This is a genomic window from Sorangium sp. So ce321 (genome assembly GCF_051530195.1).
Lineage (GTDB): Bacteria > Myxococcota_A > Polyangia > Polyangiales > Polyangiaceae > Sorangium.
The window spans coordinates 8,026,344-8,043,813 of sequence record NZ_CP150329.1 but is presented as its reverse complement, the minus strand read 5'-3'; the positions used below and the strand labels follow the sequence as shown (position 1 = coordinate 8,043,813).

The following is a 17,470-nucleotide window of genomic DNA, read 5'->3' as shown; positions in this document are numbered from 1 at the left end:
TGTCGCGCCGGCGAGCGTGGACGCCGCGTCGCCGCCAGCGAGCGTAGACGCCGCGTCGCCGCCGGCGCGTACACGCTGGTCCGCTGTCCAACGGAGACCGGACCTACCCGCCGCTCCGGGGCTCTCGCGAGGCACCCCCTCAAATCTTTCGGAAAATTCACAGGGAGGCGGGGAGACGGGGAGGAAATCTTCGAATACTCCCTGTCTCCCCGCCTCCCTGTTCAATTTCCCCGCTGAAAATGGCTTCAAGATGAGGGAATTCCTCCGGAGGCTCTCTCTCCCTCCCATAGCCGCATTCCGTCATCAGCCGACGTCGTGCCGGCCTGGGCTCTCTGCTAGCTTCGAGCCGAGATCGATCCTTCACCGTGCTCTGGCTTCGGAGGTGTCCATGTCCTCATGTTCACGCGCGCTCCCGCCAGCGCTCGCCGCGCTCGGCGTCGCTGCCCTCCTCTCGCTCCCCGGGGAGACGCGCGCCGACGAGAAGCTCGCTGTCTCGGGCGGGCTCTCCATGTCGCTCTCGTTCGGCCAGAAGGTCGCCTTCGGCCTGGGCGTGGACCTCCGCGCGACAGCCCTCCTCGAGGACAGCTGGGACAGCCCGACCAAGGGACTCGGTCCGTTCGCGCAGGCGACGTGGCTCAATTTCGAGGCCGGCCGCGTCGCGATCGGCATCCACGGCGGCAGCGAGATCCTCACCGCCCACGATGATGTCGTGTGCACCGTCGACGGGGAGCTCGGCTGGACGTACCGCAGCCGCTACAGCGACGAGCTCCCGGGGCAGCACGGCTTCCACGTCGGTGTCGTCAACACGCTGTTCAACCCGGTAGGGCTGGATCTCTTCGCGCGCGCGGCCATCCCGCTGTCCAGCGAGCCGTTCGTCCCCGAGGGGACCCTGGGCACGGGCCTCCGCTTCCTTCCGCCCTTCGGGGCACAGTCCCGTCCCATCGCTGGCAGGCCGCTGCGCACGGCCGAGGGGGTCGTGCTCCCGCCCGCGATCGCGCTGGGCCCCGCTGCCCTGCGCCCGGCGCGGCTCGATCGCGCGACGCGGGCCGCGCTCGCGGGCGCGTGGCTGGACAGCGCGCGGGCCGAGTGCGGCTCGATCCCGGCGTTCCTCGCGCTCGCGCGGGATCTCGCGGCGGTGGGCGCGCCTGCGTCGCTGGTCGGGCGGGCGCTCGCCGCGCTGGGCGACGAGGTCCGCCACACGGCGCGGTGCAGCGCGATCGCGAGCTCGCTCGCGGGGTGGCGCCTCTCGCCGACGCTGCTCCCGCCGCCCGCGGCGCGCGACGCCGATCGGCGGGCGGCGCTCGTCCGGATGGCGCTCGAGGCGTGGCACGACGGCTGTCTCGGCGAGGGCGCGGCGGCGGCCCGGGCGCGTCGCTCGCTCGCGGGGGCTTCCGACGCGGGGGTGCGGGCGGCGCTCGCGGAGATCGCGCGCGACGAGGCGCAGCACGCCGAGCTCGGGTGGCGCGTGCTCGCCTATTGCCTGGCCGAGGGCGGGCGCGAGGTGCGGGAGGCGGTCGGCGACGCCATGACCGGGCCGGCGCCGGCCCCGCCCGGGGACCTCGCGGAGGTCGACGGCGAGCCGAGGGAGACGCTGGCCTTCGGGCAGCTCCCGCGCGCGCAGGCCGACGCGGCCTGGGACGAGACCTGGGCGGCGGCGCGGCGCGACGCGGAGCGGGTGCTGATCGCGGCGTGAGCGGCCCATGAAACGGCGCGGCGCGCTGGCGCCGTCGAGGACCGCGAGCGCTCCGCCGCGGTGAGGTGCGCCCGGTCGCCGCGGCGGGGCGCGCCCGGTCGCCGCGGGGAGCGGCGCGGCTCAGAACGCCCCGGGTGAGTCCTCCGAGAAATCCTCGGGCGCGTACCCGCGGCGACTCAGCTCCTCGGTGAAGAAATTCACCATGCGATCGATGTCCGTCGTCGGCGTGCCCGAGACGTCGCGCGAGAACCCGTTGTTCTCCTCGGGGGCGCGCGAACCGAAGATCGAGCTCTTCACGTAGCCGGCCATGAACGCGAGCCCCCATGGGCTGAACGAGTTCACGAAATTGCCTTCGAACTCCGTGTCCCAGATCGCCGCCCCCGCCGGCGTCTCGCTGCCCTGGTGACAGCAGACGCACGAGCACGACTCGATCTGCTCCTTCACCCACGTGAGCTCCGCCGCGTACGCCGGGTCGCCGAGCCGCGGGTCGGGCGTGGCCTCCGGCATCGGCGGGGCCGGGTAGTAGCCGCGGACGTCGTAGAGCGGATCACAGGACACGTAGTCGGCGAAGTTCCGGCCCGGCTCCGTGCAGCCGGACATCGACTTCCATGTGCAGACCTGTCCGCCCTCGCTCTGGCCCGGCGGCTCGCCCTCGATCGGCTCGCTGCACACGAGCTCCGCTTCGGGCTCGACGGGCTGGGGCGGAGGATCGTCGAGCTTGCCCTCGCAGGCCGCCGTCGGCTCGAAGTCGCCGCGCGCGAACGACTCGCACGCCTGCCCCACGGTCGAGCACAGCGACGTGTCGTCGCCGCTCGGGATGACGTGGATCGACATGCCCTCGCCGGCCGGGATCACGCAGGTCCCGAGCGTCGCCGCCCGGGCGCACGCGCCCGCCGACAGCGCGCCGGCCTCCTCCTCGCAGTCGGCCCGGGCGCCCGCGTCGGTCCAGCTGGCCCCGCGGTACTCCCTGCACTCGTCCTCCTCCGTGAAGGAGTTCACGTAGTCGCAGTGCCCGAACACCGCGTCAGGCGCCGGTTCGTCGTCCCCGCCGCCCCCGCAAGCGGGGAGCGCGGCCAGCAACGGGACGTACAGGATCTTCCTGGTGATCATCATGCCGCTCCTGATTTTTTAGTTTTATTGATCTACAAAAATAACGCCAAGGACGTGGGCCAAGCGTGGACGTTCGCGTATCCATCGCCCACGAGAGAGACGTGGCCGCCGGGCTTGTTCGTTTAAATTAGTTCGATTGATATATTTTATTATCTGCAGCTCGGGCGCTGTCAAGCGCAGCTCGGGCGCTCGTCTCGCCGCCGCACCCCGCGCTCCTGCACCAGCGCGCGCTGTCGGGGACGAGCAGCGCCCGCTCGACGCCGGCGCGCTCATCGACGCCCCGTTGCGCCGCTCGCGGGGGAGCGCCCGTCGCAGAGGCGCTGGCGCCGCCGAGCATGTCTCGGCGCCCACGGCGGCCGTGTCCCGGTGGCAACACTTTCCCGGGCGCGGCCCACGAAGCGGACGGCGTCGATGGGATGGGCGTCCGGCACGCGGATTGCCGAACGGCGAAAGTGCGCCGCAGCATGAACGGTGAAGAGCGTCCACGATCGAGTCCAGCCGCGGGCCCCTCGGAGCCGGGTCTGGTGCGGCTCCTGGCGGCTGTGGGGCTCGGCCTGTGCGCGTGCGGGCCGGCGGCGAAGGCTCCCTCTCGAGCCGTGCAGAAGGTCCACGAGCCGAGGGGGGCTGGAGCTGCCGTTCCGATGCCGGCCGCGCCGGCGGCAGGGAGAGCGCTGCCTCGCGATGAGGCCGCAGCGGTCCCGGCGTCTCGCAGCGCGGCGGCGGTCCCCACGCTCGCGTGGCAGCTCGGAGCGTACGCCGTGCGACCCGAGCCGCTCACGCCGGCGCGCACGGAAGCGGAGTTCGGCTGCGAGGCCCTGGCAGCGGACGCCGCGAGCCCGCCGCTCTGGGTGATCGAGGTGCCGATGCCCCTGCGGCTGTGGGCCAGCACGGGGCCGTCGCCGTCGCCGGAGCGGACCACGACGCGCGGGCTGCTCAGCGTGCAGGCGGTGTCCGATGCCGGCCCGGGGAAGGTGCTGGGGTGCGGCCCGGCGCTGTCGGTCGAGCTCGCGCCGGGCAGGTATCACCTGCGGGGTCAGGTCCGCTCGGCGCAATACGCGGAGTCAGGAGTGCCTCCGGGCATCGACGGGTTCGCGTACCGGATCGGTGAGCTTGCCGATCGCTCCTGCCCGATGGATCTCGCGACCCGCGGTGTTCACGACTGGGACGGCCAGTTCCCGTTCACTGTCGACACCGCGCTGGACCTGAACGCCGACGGCAGACGGGAGGTCCGGGTCGAGTACCAGATGGGTTTCATGAACCCCGGTACGCGGCTGCTCGTGAACGAAGCGTACCCGCGCTGCCTGACGGTCGTGGCCGACGTGCCCGCGCACCTGCGCCCGCTCCCGGCGAGGACACACGGCTTTTCGGATCTCCGTTTCAGCTTCTGGCGGCTCCATCCCGTGGATGGCTTCGGCGGGCGCATGACGATCGAGTACGACGGCAAGTACGACGCGGCGACGTCGGCTTACGACGTGAGTCGATTCATTCGCTGTCGCGACGGCTATCCAGGTGAATCGCCGGCGGCGGACCGCGAGCGCGAGCGGCTGTGTGAGCGGTGGTTGAGGAGCAACGATGAGAGCGCCGTGCCCTACGAGACCGTCGAGCGCTGGCTCGGCGCGCCGGAGCACCGGGGCAGGCTGGAGAACCCGGCGGAGCTCGCGGGGACGCAGGCGACCGCGCTGCTGCGAGCGCTCGACGCTGGAGGCTCTCGGTGGGAATACAGCGGCGTCAACGAGTGCGCGCCCCGGGCCAAGGAGCACGCGTGGGTCTTCGGTCTCCGGCTCCACGCGGCGCGCGACCCGCCGCGGGCGTGGAGCAGAGAGGCGTTCGTCGTCGTCCGGCGGTCCCCCGGGCAGCCCGCCCGCGTGAGCGCGGTGCTCGACGCCTCCCCCTGTCCTGTCGCAGACGTGCCGGGCGATCTGGAGTCGTTCGTCGATGCCTGGCTCGAGAAGCCCTGGCGTGAGGCCAGCGCCGAGGCCAGCGGCTCGCCCGGACTGAGGGCGCAGCACCTGCGCCTCCAGCGCGCCCGTGCCGCAGAGCGCATCGAGTCCACGGAGGTGTCTGGCTGCGCCACACCGCCCGACGCTCCCGCCTGGCTGTGGACCGCGCGTGTTCCGGCGGCGCCCCCGTTCGCCGGGTACATGAGCAGCACCCCGACCTACCTCGTCATCAAGCGAGCTGCCGGCGGCTTCGTGGTGGACAGCAGCGCCGAGGTCCGCCCGCCGCCCTGCTCGTTGTAGGGAGATCGGCTGGCCCTCCGGTCTTCGAGGCCGAGCTCGTCGAGGCCGCGCTACGCGGGCCGGTCGCTCGTGGGCGCCGCGCCAGGCCGGCTCAGGTAAGGCGTGCCCGCTGCGTCGAGGCGACACACCCAGGGGTGAGCGGCGTCGTACGCGACGGCGCCTCCGATGCACACAGGCGGCGCGTCCTGCAGGCGCGGCAGCGCATCGAGGATCGCCTCGCCGCCTGGATGCCACCGGAAGGACCATCGACTCATCTCGGAAGGCCTCTCCGGGCGCTCCTCGCACTCGACGATGCGTCCCTGGCCGTGTCGTGCCCACTCCAGCAGTCGCTTCGGCACGTACAGGTCCCCGGTGTGTGCAAGCCAGGCGTGCAAGCCCAGGTTCTCTCTCGCCGCGTTGGTGAACACCCTGGTCGACGTGATCCACTCACGAGAGAGCTGCCTCAGAAGGAGCTCGTCGAAGCGCGACAGAGAGAGCGTGCCGCCGGCTTGCCTGGGGAAATGGCCAGCGAGGTAGCGGCCGAGGTTCGCGAGCTGCGAGTGGAAGGTGCTGCCCGACGCACAGAAACGGGCAAGGGCGACGGGAGAGCGACGACACCACAATTTCCAGAGCGTGGCGGCGAGCGCGATCTCGAGCTCTGAACATGGCTTCGTCGGCGGGTTGCCTCGCAATGCCTCCGCGACGTCGAAATAGAGCTCTTCCGCGGGATCCGCGCCTTGTGGAAATGGCGCGGTGAAGCCCGGCCTCAGATCGATGACAAACACCGGGCGCCTTCGCTCCACGCCAGAGGCGCAGATCCTGCAACAGATCCTGCAAAAGCTCAGCAGGCCGCTGACCGTCGGCGGCAGCGCCACGCAGAGCGGTGGGCCGTCGGGCCGGGCGAGCTCCTGGTTGAGCTTTGCGGACGGCTGTCGACCCCAGTATCGAGCGCGCAGGGCGCGATGACGGCCGGGAACGGCGCTCGACGGGCCAAGAAGGAGGTTGTCGTCCTCAACGACGACCGGAGACACGAGCTTCTCGAGCTCGGATTGGGCGATCCTGCCCATGGCGACATGGACCATGCCCTGCGTCGAATGGCTCATCATCGAAACCCGCACGAGCTGCAGTTGCACGCCGGTGGATAGGGTACGTCAGAGAGGCAGGCGGTGAAGCAGCTCTTGCACGCGCTGCTCCCGTGCACGTCGCATCCAGGAAAGCCCCTGATGCAGCTTCCGCCGATGTCCTCGCAGTCAGCGTACATGTCGTAGCAGTCCTTGGATGGCGAGCACCCCGCCATCAGCGCGAGCGACTCGCTCTCGACGTTCTCCCCCTCGCCATCTTCGCCACCTTCGCCGTCCCTAAGGTAATCCCCAGCTCCTACTGACCCTGCTGGAATTCCGGCGCCAGCGCCCCCCGGCTCCACCGTCTCACAGTCATACTGCAAGTCACACGCCGGCGCGAGCATCGTCACGAGCGCGCCCCACAGCACGAGCGCGCTCGCCCCCGTCACCAACCGATGTCCCATGTGTTCCCCCAAGCCGCTTCGGTTGCGCTCGTCCGTTCTCCCAGTTCCAACGCGGCGTCAAGTGGTAAGGAGGCACACGACGGTTGTGTCGGCACCCCACCAGGCTCTGCCGCTGTCGACGCCGGGAGCGAGGGCGCGTTGACGCGCACGTCGCCGAGCCTCTCGCGGAGAAGGGCCCGGAAGGAGCGCGCTACCGCGCGACGCGATGTGCGAGAGTCGTCGAGGGGGCCTTTACGCGCAGGAAGGGCGCCTCGTTGAGGGGCGCGCACGAATGGGTCGGGTCGGCGCAAAAGGTCCAGTGGACATGGAGCTTTCCCCCCGGCGACGCGAGCGATGGCGGCGGCGTGTAAATAGGGGTCGCGAGTCGCAATGCGTCGAGCGCGATTACTTCGAAAGTGACGGGACCATTCGACTTCACGACGCCCAGGCGAGCGACGTCAGGACGAGAACCCCCAGGGCACCACCGCGCCACGCACCGTCCTCGCGGTCGCGGCGCCCGAGTAGACATGGGCGTGAATATGGCTCTGGTGGCGCGCGCACCAGAGGTCCGCTCCGCCGCTCCGGTTGCGCGTCGCGAGGCAATCCGGGCAGGGCGGCTCGATCTCCGGCTCGCGCCAGGAGTCATCGTGGTGCTTTTCCCGGACGACGCAGACAGGACACCCCGCGGTCCGCAAGACGCGCTCGGCGACCGAGCCGAGCAGGGCGCGCGCCACGCCGGTGCGCCCGTGCGTGCCCATCACGATGAGATCCGAGTCCACGTGCGCCGCGAGCCAGACGATCTCCCGGGCAGGGTCGCCCGTGAGCAGGTGCGTGACGACGCGCTGGACGTGCGCGGGCCGTGACGGCACCGCGAACTCCTTCACAACGGTGGTCGCGAGCTCCTGGAGCTGGGCCGCGGCGTCGGCGGAGCTCGAGGTCTGGGCAAGGCCCTGCAACCCCAGCATCTCCCGGCGGCTGTCCGCCACCGCCACGACGTGGACCTCGCCGCCCGTCTCCTCCGCGTTCGCCAGCCACAGCGCGCGCAGGAGCACGCCGCGGCTCGACGGTGAGAGATCGACCGCTGCCAGGACGTTGAACGGTCTCGCGCCGCTCGAGGTATTCGATTCCATAGGTTTTCCTCCCGAGTTGTTCCTCGCCGCGGACACGCAACGTCCGTGCCTCTCGCCGCCCTGCGCGATGGAGCGCCAGCAAGCTGCGCAGCGCAGCCAGGAGCGCAGCGGATGCGCGCGTCCGCGCACCCGCTGCGTGGATGTCTCGAGGCGTCGAATCGGAGCTTCAGCCGGCGGGGCTCGACGGCGGCCGCCCGGAGCGGCCCCCGTCGAGCCACCGCCGGCCGCTCACCCGCGCTCAGCCCGCCGCGGGGCCGGCCTTCCGCTGCGCGCTGTCGCAGACCCAGCGGACCACGCCGGGGATGACCCCCTGCGCGATCGCGCTCACGCGCGAGCCGACGTCGGGGTAGATCTCGAATCGACCGCGCGCCATGCCGTCGGCCATGCTGTGCGCCACCGCGTCCGGCTCCAGCGTCTTGACGTTGCCCGCGATGGCCTTGGTCTCCGCGGGCTTGTACTGGTTCTCGAACGCGAGCTGCGGCGTGTCGGTGTCGGGCGGCATGCACACGCTCACCCGGACGCCGTGCGGCCACATCTCCGCGCGGAGCGCCTGCGAGAAGCCGATCAGGGCGAACTTGCTCGCGGCGTACGGCGTGTAGCCGTAGATGCCGATCACCCCCGCCAGCGACGAGACGTTGAGCACGTGGCCGTTGCCGCGCGCCACCATCGCCGGGAGCACCGCCTTGCACAGGTGGACGGCGCCGAAGAAGTTCACGTCCATCATGCTCCGGAACTCCTCGATCGGCAGCTCGAGGAAGCGCCCCGGCATCACGGCGCCCGCGTTGTTCACGAGGTGATCGATCGGGCGCTCGGCCAGCCGCGACTCCATCGCCCGCGCCACGTCCTCCGCCCGGCTGATGTCGAGCTCGAGGACGTCGACGCGCGCGGAAGGGTGCTCGCGCCGGATGCCCACCGCGGCCTCGTCGAGGAGGGCGCGGCGCCGCGCGACGAGCGTCACCGCGGCCCCGTAGCCCGCGATGAGCCGCGCGAACGAGAGGCCGATGCCGCTCGATCCACCGGTGATGAGAACGCTCTTGCCCTGGAAATAAGTTCGGGTGTCCATCGAGGGCGGACGCTACTCCAGGACCACGCCCGGCGCGAGGCGCTCGTGCGGGGACCGTCGCCGGGGCGCGTTCAGTCCTCGCGTCGCTTCTTTCTCGTCTTCCTCACGGCGTCTCGCAGCAGGCTCCCCGCAGCGGAGCCGATGGTCTCGACCGCGAGCATCGCAGCCGCGGCCGACACCGCCTTGACCGCCTTTCGAAGGGCACGGCGGGTCTTCTTCTTCATGACGGCTGCGAGAGCTCAACCTCGGGATGCGCTCTCCCCGAGATGCCATTGGCCAGCTTGGACACGCCCAGCGAGCTCGCCCAGCCCTTCACCTTGGTGGTCACCGTATCGCCAGCGCTGGCCAGATAGCCTCTCGCCCTGGCACCGTAGAGTCCGGCAGTGAACGCCGCGGCGAGGCTCGTCACCGCCGCCACAGGCTTGATGACCTTCCGACCAAGCTTGTTGAGCTTCTTCTTTTGCTTCTTGGACAGCTTCGTCTTCATGCGATTCGGTCCAGCACGCTGTATGCCATGGTATTCGAGTCCAGGTGACCGTGACAGGCGCGGCGAGCCGTCGTGACATGGGCCCGGCGGTTCGGGGCATTTTTACTCACCATGGTCAAAATGCCCTCCCCACCGCGGGGGCACGGCCGACGTGGGGAGCCCGGTGGTCGTCGAGCGAGCGCGAGGTCGCCCCTGAGCCCGGCCGCTCGAGCGCGCGGGGCCGCCGATGCAGCTGCCGCCCGCCCCGCCGGCGCCGGCGGCGCCACGGCCCGCGCCTGCCCACAGCATGCCAGGCGAGCCGGCGTCGAGGGCGCCGCGAGCCCGGACGCGGGCGCCGCGAACCGGACGCGAGCCGGACGCGGGCCGCGCGCGGGCCTGCTCGACCGGCACCACCACAACGCTATGTTGTTGGTCAACTCACAGAACTGGCCGCGGCTGCGGGCAGGCCGCCGCACCACCGCGCCCGGCCGCTCCGGGCGGAGTCGCTGGCGATCGGCGCCGAGTTCGTTTACTCACCGTTGTAAGCAAGCTCATGCGAGGTCTCAGGTAACACGGGGAGCCGGGATGCGCGTGGGAGATGTCATCGACCGTCGCTTCCAGATCGAGCGCCTCGCCAGCTCCGGGGGGATGGGCGACGTGTACGTCGCCCGCGATCTGGCCACGAACGAGCCGGTGGCGCTCAAGGTCCTGCAGCGCCGGGGGCTCCAGGAGGCGGTCCGGTTCGCGCGCGAGGCCGAGGCGCTCGAGGCGCTCACCGCGCTGCGGCACCGGGGCATCGTGCGCTACATCGCGCACGGCGCGACCGACGCGGGGCAGCCCTACCTCGCGATGGAGTGGCTCACCGGCGAGACGCTGACCGAGCGCCTCGCCCGCAAGCCGCTCACGATCGCCGAGAGCGTCGCGCTCGCCACGAGCATCGCCTCCACGCTCGGCGTCATCCACCGCGCCGGCATCGTCCACCGCGACCTCAAGCCGAGCAACCTGCTCCTCGTCGGCGACGCGGTCGAGGGCGTCACCCTCCTCGACTTCGGCGTGGTGCGCCTCGGCGCCATCGACCGGCACCTCACCATGCCCGGCACGATGGTCGGCACCCCGGGCTACATGTCGCCCGAGCAGGCCCGCAGCGAGCCGAACATCGACGCCCGCGCCGACGTCTTCTCGCTCGGCTGCGTGCTCTTCAAGTGCCTCACCGGGCGCTCGGCGTTCCAGGGCGCCGACGGGCTGTCGGTGCTCATCAAGGTGATCCTCGAGGACCCGCCGCGGCTCCGCGAGCTCCGCGGGGACATCCCCGAGGCGCTCGACGACCTCGTCGCGCGCATGCTCGCGAAGCCGCCGCAGGAGCGGCCACGCGACGGCGACGCCGTCGCGGCCGAGCTCCTCGCGCTCGACGACCTGGGCGCGGGCGCGGTGAGCAGCCGCCCCATGAACACCGTGCGCGGCAGCGAGATCACCACGAACGAGCGCAAGATGATGTGCCTCGTGCTCGCGCGCGACGTGACCGGCGACGCGGAGGCGACGCGCTCGCAGGAGGAGGACCTCGAGCGCAGCAAGGCGCTGATCGCCGTCGCCGAGCGCTACCAGGGCGAGCTCGAGATCCTGGAGTCCCGCTCGCCGCTCATCGTGCTCAGCGCCGGCGGCGCCCCGACCGATCTCGCGGCGCAGGCCGCGCGCTGCGCCCTCGCGCTGAACGCGCTGCTCGGCTGCGTGCCCGTCGCGCTCGTCACCGGCCGCGCCGAGATCTCCGCGCGCCTGCCGGTCGGCGAGCTGATCGACCGCGCGATCCACCTGCTGCCGCGCGCGCCGGCCGGCGCTGACGCCGTCCGCCTGGACGAGGTGACCGCGGGGCTCCTGGGCTCGCGGTTCGACGTCACCCGCGACCCGACCGGCATCCGCCTCCACGGCGAGCGCGAGGCGCTCGCCACCACGCCGCCCCTGCTCGGCAAGCCCACGCCGTGCGTCGGGCGCGACCGCGAGCTCGCGCTGCTCGATGCGGCGTTCGCGCACTGCGTCGAGGAGTCGACGCCGAGCGCCGTGCTCGTGACAGCGCCCGCGGGCGCCGGCAAGTCGCGCCTCCGCACCGAGCTGATCCGGCGGCTCCGCGACCGCGGCGAGGAGGTCGAGGTGTGGATCGGGCGCGGCGACCCGATCAGCGCCGGCTCGGCGTTCGCCCTGCTCGCCCCGGCGCTCCGGCGCGCGATCGGCCTGTTCGACGGCGAGCCGAACGAGGCGCGGCAGCACAAGATCCGCGCGCGCGTCGAGCGGTACTGCCGGGGCGACTCCGCGCGCACGGCGGCGTTCCTCGGCGAGCTCATCGGCGTGCCGTTCCCCGACGGCGACAGCGTGCAGCTCATGGCGGCGCGGCGCAGCCCGGTGCTGATGAGCGACCAGATCCGCCTCGCCTGGGAGGAGCTGCTCCGGGCCGAGTGCTCGGCGAGGCCGGTGCTCCTCGTGCTCGAGGACCTGCACTGGGGCGACCTGCCGAGCGTGATGCTGGTCGACTCGGCGCTCCGCAGCCTCGGCGACCAGCGGCTCATGGTGCTCGCGCTCGGCCGGCCCGAGGTGCGCGAGCTCTTCCCGAAGCTCTGGGCGGGGCGCGGCGTGCACGAGGTGCAGCTCTCGGGGCTGCCGCGCCGCGCGAGCGAGCGGCTCGTGCGGCAGGTGCTCGGCGAGGAGGTCACGCCGGAGCTGCTCGCGATGATCGTCGACCGCGCCGACGGCAACGCGTTCTACCTGGAGGAGCAGATCCGCGCGGTCGCGGACGGCAAGGGCGCCGACCTGCCCGAGACGGTGCTGGCGATGGTGCAGGCGCGCATCGAGGCGCTCGACATCGAGGCGCGGCGCGCGCTGCGCGCGGCGAGCATCTTCGGCCAGACCTTCTGGCAGGGCGGCGTCTCGGCGCTCGTCGGCGGGGCGCACGTGGCGCCGAAGCTGGTCGAGCTCGAGCAGCGCGAGGTCATCGCGCGGCGCGGCGAGGGGAGCCTGCCCGGCGAGGTCGAGTACAGCTTCCAGCACGCGATCGTGCGCGAGGCGGCGTACGGGATGCTGACGGAGGGCGACCGGCGGCTCGGGCACCGGCTCGCCGGCGACTGGCTCTCGCGCGCGGGCGCGGCGGACGCGATGGCGCTGGCGGAGCACTTCGAGCGCGGCGGCGAGCTGTCGCGGGCGGCGGCCGCCTACTGCCGCGCGGCCGAGCAGGCGCTCCGGGCGCAGGACCTCGTCGCCGCGGTGGAGCGCGCCGAGCGCGGGATCGCGTGCGGCCCCACCGCGCACACGTTCGGCGCGCTGCGGCTCGTCGAGGCGGAGGCGCACGTCTGGCGCGGGGAGCTCGCGCTCGCGGAGCAGCGGGGGATCGAGGCGGTGGACCGGCTGCCGGCCGGCTCGGCGGCGTGGTTCTCGGCGATCAAGCAGGTCGCCGTCGCCGCGGGCAAGCTGGGCGGCTTCGACCGGGTGGAGCGCTGGATGAGCGCGGCGCAGGCCGCCGAGGCGGCGGTGGAGGGCGCGCGCGTGGCGAAGCACATGTGCCTCGGCGAGGGCGCGCTGCTCCTCGTGTTCGGCGGGCGGTACGCGTTCGCCGACGCGCTGATCGAGGCGATCGAGGGCGACGGGACCGACCTCGCGGAGCGGGAGGCCGAGGTGATGGCGCGGCTGCACGAGGCGCGGTCGATCCGGGCGCTCGTGAACGGCGACCCGGGCGCCTGCCTCGTGGGGCTCTCGGCGGCGCTGGCGGCGTTCGAGCGCGCCGGCGACCGCGGCAACGCCTGCGCGGTGCGCATGAACGTGGGCTACATGCACGCGGAGCTCGGCGACTTCGAGGGCGCGGAGGAGGTGCTGCGCAGCGCGCTGGCGAGCGCGGAGCGGATGGGGCTGCACGAGCTGGCGGCGGCGACGCTGAGCAACCTGGGGCACGTCCTCGGCTACCGGGGGCAGATCGAGGAGGCGCAGCGCACCGAGCGCGAGGCGATCGCGCTGTCGCAGCGGCTCGGGGATCCGCGGACGGAGGGGAGCGCGCGGACGTACCTCGCGCGGATCGCGCTGATCGCGCGGGATTTCGAGGGGGCGGAGCGGGAGGCGCGGACGGCGGCGGAGATCCTGCAGAGCGCGCCGCCGCTGCGCGCGGCGGCGGTGGCGGCGCGCGCGAGGGCGCTGCTCGGGCTGGGGAGGTTCGACGAGGGGCTGTCGGCGGCGGGGGAGGCGTTCTCGATGCTGAAGGCGATCGGGGCGATCGAGGAGGGGGAGTCGTCGGTGCGGCTCGTCTATGCGGAGGCGCTGGCGGCGAACGGGATGGAGGCGGACTGCGCGGCGGCGATCGAGGCGGCGAGGGAGAGGCTGCTGGAGAGGGCGGGGAAGATCAGTGATCCGGTGTGGAGGGAGAGGTTTCTCACGCTGCCGGATAATCGGAGGACGCTTGCGATGGCGGAGAGGTGGCTGGGGTAGGGAGAGGGAGAGCGGGAGGGGGAGAGCGGGGAGGGGGAGAGCGGGGAGGGGGAGAGCGGGGAGGGGGAGAGCGGGGAGGGGGAGGGGCACGCGCACGCGCACGCGCACGCGCACGCGCACGAGAGACGGGGACGGGGGACGGGGGACGGGGGACGGGGGACGGGGGACGGGGGGACCGGGGGACCGGGGGACGGGGAACGAGGCCCCCCGGGGGGTAAGGCGAGAGCTCAGCCGTCGCTGGGCTCGGCCGGGAGGCCGGCGTTCTTCCGGATCGTCGCGAGCAGGCGGTCCATCGCCTCGCGGTAGCTCTTCTGGGCCGCGGCGATGCGCTCGTCCATCGTCTCGTCGATCTGCTTCGCCTGGGTCGCGGCCGAGTCGAGCATCGCCTTGCTGCGACCGAGCTCCTCGATGCGCGCTTCCGACGCCTTCCTCTCCTCGTCGGTGCGCTTGCCCGACGACTGGAACGTGCGCTCGGCCTCCACGGACACGTCGATCGACGCCTTCACCGCCTCGATCTCCTCGAGCATCCGGCGGAGCCGGAGCTTGTGCTCGACCATGTCGATGTGCACGACGTAGCTCGCGAAGCTCACGGCGTCGGCCTGCTTCTCGAGCGCCGCGGCGTTCTCCTTGCCGAGCGAGGCGCGGTAGCGGTCGATGCGACGGTGCGCCTCGTTGCGGTCGCGGACGTACTTCTCGAGCTGGCGCTCGACACCCTCCTCGAGCGCGTGCGAGGTGGCGCCGGTGACGTCGACGTCGCAGCCCTTCTGCTTCGCGACATACTGCGCGGCGCCGCTCACCTTGCGGGTGAGGTCCTCCTTGTTGTCGTTGAAGAACGCCACGGCACCGTCCACCGCCCGCACGCGCTCCACGTAGTCGTAGCTGCGACCAGCCGCGTCCGCCTGCGCGGTGACGTCGAGGACCACCTTCCAGTCCGGCTCCTTCAGCTGGTCCGGGTAGCCCTGGAACTGCTCGGTCACGCGCTTCGCGACGTCCTCGCGCTCGCTGAAGGACGTGGCCGTGGCCTGCAGCTCGGCCGGGTAACGCTCCGCGTAGCCGCTCTGCGGGGCCGAGGAGGCAATCTCGGGCTCCGGCTTGGGAGCGCTGCAACCAAGCGCGAAGAAGTGGCCGGCGAGGAAGAGCGCGCTGGCGAGGAGGCGGGTTCGGTTCATGACCGCACGCCTATACCCCAACTCCGCCCCGGCCGGTCGCGCTCTGCGCTCCTGCAGCGCGGCTCGACTCGCCCGAGCCGCCTGCGCCGCCCGAACCGCCTGCGCCACCTGCGCCACCCGAGCCACCTGCGCCACCCGAGCCGCCTGCGCCACCCGAGCCGCCTGCGCCACCCGAGCCGCCTGCGCCGCCCGCGCCACCTGCGCCGTCCGAGCCGCCCGCGCCGCCCGCGTCGCCGATACCACCCGGATCATAGTCGATGCACTGCGTGCCGTCACAGTCGTTGTCGATGCCGTCGTCGCACACATCCTCGACTCCCGGGTGCACCAACGGATCGCCGTCATCTCAGTCCGCGGGTGACTGGTACCCGTCTCGATCGCAGTCCCAGCACATCATGGACTTGTTGTGGACCAGCAGGCCTTCGGCGAAGTAGTTCCGCTCGGGGCCGTCGATCGTCAGATTGAAGACCTCCACCTTGCCGGCCGAGGGCGCAGGGCGGTGCGCCGTGACGGAGAGCTCGCGGACGTCGGCCGAGCCGAGCCAGCCGAGGAGCCGAGTCCCCTCGCGCAGCGCGCTCGCCTCGACCCACGCTCCGCGCTCGGCATCGTAGAAGGGATGCTCGGCCGTCACGCCGGCGAGGACCAGCTCCCCCGCGGCGACGTGGAGGACCTCGGTCGCCGTGGCGCGGAGCACCCGCGCCACCCTGCGCACCACGGGAGCGCGCCGCTCGAGGTCCAGGCTGAAGACCTCGTCCCCGTAGTCGAGCTCCTCGATGCGCCGGAAACCCCGCGGCGTCACGATCCGTGTGCCGCGCACGAAACAGCTGTCCGTGCCGCACGCCGCCCCCGTCATCAACAGCCCGGCCCCGAACACCCCGGTACCCCGCCACATCGCTCTCATCGTCGTCTCTCCTGCGCGAGCGCGGGAACATACCCGCCATGACGCGGGGACACGAGACCAAAGCAGAGGTCGCGCGGCCCACACCGGCGCGCGGCACGAGCGCAAATTGCCATGAACGGCCATGGACCGCAGGGGCCGCGCTGCGCGCTCCGCCAAACGACGCGGAGGCCTCCGGAAGTGCCCGCAGCGCCGCCAAGGCGAGCATCGTCGCGCTCACGCGCAACGCCGCGGTGGAGTACGCGCAGGAGGGCATCCGCGTGAACGTGGTGAGCCCCGGTATCATCGAGCCGGACAGGTCCACTGCCGACAGCCAGCTCGACGAGCCCGAGCGCCCGCGAAGGTCGCGCCGGGCGGCGTCTGCTGCGTCGTCGCGGCGGCGGTGCTCGCGACGAGGCTCCCCGGGCCGCGGCAGCACGCGCTGGAGCTCATCATTGCATCGCGCGGCAGATGACGGCCGGGACGCCGCCGGCGCGCGCCGGCACCTCACGTGCTGCACGAAGAGCACCGGGGCGCGCGTGTGCGGGAGGTGCACTGCGCGCGTCGGGTGAGAGAGAGGAACCATGGGGCGCGATGACGAGGAGCGGTCCGAGCCGCAGGCGCAGGGCAAGGGGCGCATCGACGAGGTCGATCAATCGAAGGGGATCTTCCGGCTCGACGGGCCGCATCCCAGGGACGCCGAGCTGCGCGCGCCGGGCACGCTCGGCGGGGGGCCCTACGAGGAGTCGGGGCGCGGCGGCCCGGCGGGCTCGCTCGAGCCGCGGGACCCCAGCGTCGCGGCCGCAGGCGCGGCGGCTCCGCCCGAGGAGGCGCTGGCGCCGGACGGCGGCGCGGCCGAGGAGGCGCAGCCGGTGGGCGCGCTGCCGCAGCACGAGGAGCGGAGCACGGAAGAGCGCGGGGCCGCGGGGCCGCGGTAGCGGGGCGCGGCCCGCTCGCGCCCCATGCGCTCACCGCGGGGCCGCAGCGCTCGCGACGCCGAGGGCGACGTACTTGCTGAGGGTGCCGACCACGCCCATCTTGGCGCGGAAGTTCTGCATGAGCCGGTCGGGCAGGACCAGCTCGTCGAGCAGGAAGCCGCCGAGCGCGGACAGGGCGCCCGTGAGCGCGCCGCTGCGCTGCCCCGACGCGTCGAGCGCCTTCTCGTAGCCGATACCCCACGCGAGCAACCCCCCGGCGAGCACCGCGATGCCGGCCGGCGTGACGACCGGATCGAACCGGTCGCTCACACGGCGCCCCCCGATCCCGACCGCCGTCGCCATGGCGTTCATGGAGGCCCAGGGCGACCCGCGCTTGAGCGTGGACGCTGCCATCATCGTGCACATCGTCGCCGCCGTCATCACGGCGCCGGTCCGCAGCCCGCGCGTGACGATCTCACTCATCGGGGCCGCCTGCTGAGGCCGCTGCGCCGGCGCGGGCGGCGTCGCCTCGGGAGACCGGGGCGTGGCCGCCGGCGGCAGCGCGGTCGCTTCAGGCGGCAGAGCGGCCGCTTCAGGCGGCAGGGCCGTCGCCGCGGCAGGGGAAGACATCCCCTCGGACGCGGGGTTCAGCGCCTCGGGCTGGTCTGCAACCGCGCCCTCCTGGCGGCCGACGTGGAGGTAATCCTCGCGGCCATCGTGGTACGTGTAGGGGACCGGCCTGGGACCCTGGTGCTCCGGCTCCGACGTGCCCGCAGCGTGTTCCGGGTTCATTCGATTATCCATCTGGCACCTTTCAGCATTTCTTTGAAACGGTTGAGCCGGGGCATGTGCCAACTCCGTGCCAGGCTC

Annotated in this window: 14 protein-coding genes and 1 pseudogene; 5 read left to right on the top strand and 10 right to left on the bottom strand. The window is 72.5% G+C overall.

Going from position 1 to position 17,470, the window contains the following annotated elements; all coding sequences use genetic code 11:
* Positions 1–388 precede the first annotated feature (388 nt).
* Positions 389–1,693, top strand: coding sequence for a hypothetical protein (locus WME89_RS29465; RefSeq protein ID WP_438003021.1), 1,305 nt, complete (start codon positions 389–391; stop codon positions 1,691–1,693).
* A gap of 120 nt (positions 1,694–1,813) precedes the next feature.
* Here WME89_RS29465 and WME89_RS29460 read toward each other — a convergent pair whose 3' ends face one another.
* Positions 1,814–2,806, bottom strand: coding sequence for a hypothetical protein (locus WME89_RS29460; protein ID WP_438003020.1), 993 nt, complete (start codon positions 2,804–2,806; stop codon positions 1,814–1,816).
* Between the two features lie 755 nt (positions 2,807–3,561).
* On the opposite strand from WME89_RS29460, the gene WME89_RS29455 reads away from it, so the two are divergent.
* The gene (locus tag WME89_RS29455; protein WP_438003019.1) at positions 3,562–5,043 is read left to right on the top strand and encodes a hypothetical protein; all 1,482 of its coding nucleotides are present in this window, start codon (positions 3,562–3,564) and stop codon (positions 5,041–5,043) included.
* Between the two features lie 50 nt (positions 5,044–5,093).
* Here WME89_RS29455 and WME89_RS29450 read toward each other — a convergent pair whose 3' ends face one another.
* The 5 genes from WME89_RS29450 to WME89_RS29430 form a co-directional block, all read right to left on the bottom strand.
* Entirely contained in the window at positions 5,094–6,128 is a 1,035-nt protein-coding gene (locus WME89_RS29450) for a hypothetical protein (RefSeq protein WP_438003018.1), read from the bottom strand.
* Positions 6,129–6,984: 856 nt separating this feature from the next.
* On the bottom strand, positions 6,985–7,656 hold the full coding sequence (locus WME89_RS29445) for a universal stress protein (protein ID WP_438003017.1): 672 nt from the start codon (positions 7,654–7,656) through the stop codon (positions 6,985–6,987).
* Between the two features lie 238 nt (positions 7,657–7,894).
* Positions 7,895–8,719 carry an SDR family oxidoreductase gene (locus WME89_RS29440; RefSeq protein ID WP_438003016.1) on the bottom strand — a complete coding sequence of 275 codons (825 nt, stop codon included), beginning with the start codon at positions 8,717–8,719 and terminating at the stop codon, positions 7,895–7,897.
* 71 nt (positions 8,720–8,790) lie between these two features.
* Positions 8,791–8,943, bottom strand: coding sequence for a hypothetical protein (locus tag WME89_RS29435; protein WP_438003015.1), 153 nt, complete (start codon positions 8,941–8,943; stop codon positions 8,791–8,793).
* Positions 8,940–9,206 (bottom strand): hypothetical protein, encoded by a 267-nt coding sequence (locus WME89_RS29430; RefSeq protein WP_438003014.1) that lies wholly within the window; start codon positions 9,204–9,206, stop codon positions 8,940–8,942. The genes WME89_RS29435 and WME89_RS29430 overlap by 4 nt, the downstream gene beginning before the upstream one ends.
* Positions 9,207–9,770: 564 nt before the next feature.
* Between WME89_RS29430 and WME89_RS29425 the strand changes: the two genes are divergently transcribed.
* Positions 9,771–13,640 carry a serine/threonine-protein kinase gene (locus tag WME89_RS29425; protein WP_438003013.1) on the top strand — a complete coding sequence of 1,290 codons (3,870 nt, stop codon included), beginning with the start codon at positions 9,771–9,773 and terminating at the stop codon, positions 13,638–13,640.
* A gap of 227 nt (positions 13,641–13,867) precedes the next feature.
* On the opposite strand, the gene WME89_RS29420 is transcribed toward WME89_RS29425, so the two are convergent.
* From WME89_RS29420 to WME89_RS29410, 3 genes and pseudogenes are all read right to left on the bottom strand, one after another.
* Entirely contained in the window at positions 13,868–14,809 is a 942-nt protein-coding gene (locus WME89_RS29420) for a hypothetical protein (protein ID WP_438003012.1), read from the bottom strand.
* Positions 14,810–14,819: 10 nt separating this feature from the next.
* Positions 14,820–15,143, bottom strand: a pseudogene (locus WME89_RS29415) (MopE-related protein); the annotation flags it as partial.
* A 9-nt stretch (positions 15,144–15,152) separates the two neighbouring features.
* A complete protein-coding gene (locus tag WME89_RS29410) occupies positions 15,153–15,698 on the bottom strand; it encodes a Hint domain-containing protein (protein ID WP_438003011.1) in 546 nt (181 codons plus the stop codon).
* A 47-nt stretch (positions 15,699–15,745) separates the two neighbouring features.
* Between WME89_RS29410 and WME89_RS29405 the strand changes: the two genes are divergently transcribed.
* Together WME89_RS29405 and WME89_RS29400 are read left to right on the top strand one after the other, a co-directional pair.
* Entirely contained in the window at positions 15,746–16,255 is a 510-nt protein-coding gene (locus WME89_RS29405) for an SDR family oxidoreductase (RefSeq protein WP_438003010.1), read from the top strand.
* A 12-nt stretch (positions 16,256–16,267) separates the two neighbouring features.
* On the top strand, positions 16,268–16,621 hold the full coding sequence (locus WME89_RS29400) for a hypothetical protein (RefSeq protein ID WP_438003009.1): 354 nt from the start codon (positions 16,268–16,270) through the stop codon (positions 16,619–16,621).
* Positions 16,622–16,651: 30 nt separating this feature from the next.
* Here the strand turns inward: WME89_RS29400 and WME89_RS29395 are convergent, their stop codons facing one another.
* On the bottom strand, positions 16,652–17,392 hold the full coding sequence (locus tag WME89_RS29395) for a hypothetical protein (RefSeq protein ID WP_438003008.1): 741 nt from the start codon (positions 17,390–17,392) through the stop codon (positions 16,652–16,654).
* Positions 17,393–17,470 lie beyond the last annotated feature (78 nt).